Origin of the sequence: Virgibacillus sp. CM-4 (assembly GCF_000445495.1) — a bacterium.
Classification (GTDB): domain Bacteria; phylum Bacillota; class Bacilli; order Bacillales; family Amphibacillaceae; genus Virgibacillus; species Virgibacillus salexigens.
The window spans coordinates 1-1,645 of sequence record NZ_AUQA01000012.1 but is presented as its reverse complement, the minus strand read 5'-3'; the positions used below and the strand labels follow the sequence as shown (position 1 = coordinate 1,645).

Here is a 1,645-nt window from a genome sequence, read left to right as displayed (position 1 = left end):
CCCAAACATACTAAGATTAGTAGTACAAAACCAAGGCCATGGTTTTGTGCTACTATTTTTTTATAGTAGGAGTGAAGAAAAGCCGATCTAACTTTGGGATCAATATTGAATCCGCACCCCAAACAGGCTCACTTCCACCCTTATTTGAATCAATTTAGTATGTTGGGTCCATAGAGATCGTGTATAAGAAAGTGGAATCGATAAGGTTATGTGAAGACTTCTATGAGTAATTAATTGGAGGAGACGAAATGAAACCTGTAGTTGCGCTCGATGTAAGTAAAGGTAAAAGTACGATAGTTATTTATGATCAAAAACGCTGTATATTTGAAGGGGAAATAAATCATTGTCAAGCGGACTTCGAATCACTTCGTAAGCCGAATGATATTGTTAGAACAACAAAAGGGTCAAAGACCGGAAATTGTTTTTGAAGCGACTGGGGTTTATTCAATGGCTTTGGAAAAATTTCTTCAAGATCGTGGATACATATATTGTCGCTTAAATCCACTTGAGGCAAAACTTCAGACAGCAGCTATGCGAAGAAATAAGACCGATAAAAGCGATGCGCATGAGTTGGCTAAAACACACTTTAAAATAAACCGTAAGCCAATATTTCAACAAGACACCTATTATAATCAAATGCGTGCCCTATCACGTTATTACGACGAAGTTGATGAAGAATTAATCCAACTACGGGGCAAAATGCATGCGATTTTACAATTATCTTTTCCGGAACTAGAACGAATGATTACACCAAGCTCAGCACTCTTTTTGAACATCGTTCAATTGTATCCGCAGCCATCATTTTTATTGGTACATTCAAAAACAGTAATTAGAAATAGCCTGAAAAAGAATACCAAAAAAAATCTTTCTCTTAAACTAGCAGATAAGAAGGCACAAGAGCTTTTACTAGTTGCCAAAAACTCATACCCAGCTATCGATGCATCGGATGTACGTTGTGAACAAGTAAGGGATTACGCAAGCAGAATTGCAGACTTAAGAGATAAGAAAGAAGAAATTATCGCAAAAATGGTTGCCTTATCTCTTGATAGAAAGGAATATCATATCCTTCGTTCATTCCCTGGCTTGGTGATGCGACGGCATGTAGAATTATTGGTGAACTAGGAGATATACGACGGTTTAAAAATGCCAAACAGCTGAATGCATACGTTGGAATTGATATTATGCGATATCAGTCAGGTAATACACAATATAGAGATCGTATCAATAAACGTGGCAATAAGAAACTACGGAAAATATTATATTTCATGATTTTTTCCATGATTTCATTACGAAAAAAAGGACAGAATCACATCGTTGATTACTATGACAAATTAAAAAAACAACCTCAGAGGAAACCTCATAAGGTTGCGGTGATAGCGTGTATAAATAAGTTCTTGAAAGTGGCATTTCACCTTATTTCACACAACATACCATACGATTATGAAATTGCTTCTACTCATTCATAATCACCTAGGCTAATCTCACTATACCATAAAGACCTTGCGAAAAAAATGGAAAAACGTTAGGTCTATTAGTCATGCGGAAATTTTGACTTACTCAGGAGGTTTATCCCCCCTGAATAAATCAAGGTAAATAATTCAAATAAATTGTGTAAAACACTTGACTGGAGGTAAGAAAAGTTAGA

The 1,645-nt window shown here is 35.9% G+C and carries 1 pseudogene; it reads left to right on the top strand.

Going from position 1 to position 1,645, the window contains the following annotated elements:
- The first annotated feature begins 248 nt into the window (after positions 1 to 248).
- A pseudogene (locus M948_RS43065) lies at positions 249 to 1,466 on the top strand (IS110 family transposase).
- The last annotated feature ends 179 nt before the right edge of the window (positions 1,467 to 1,645 follow it).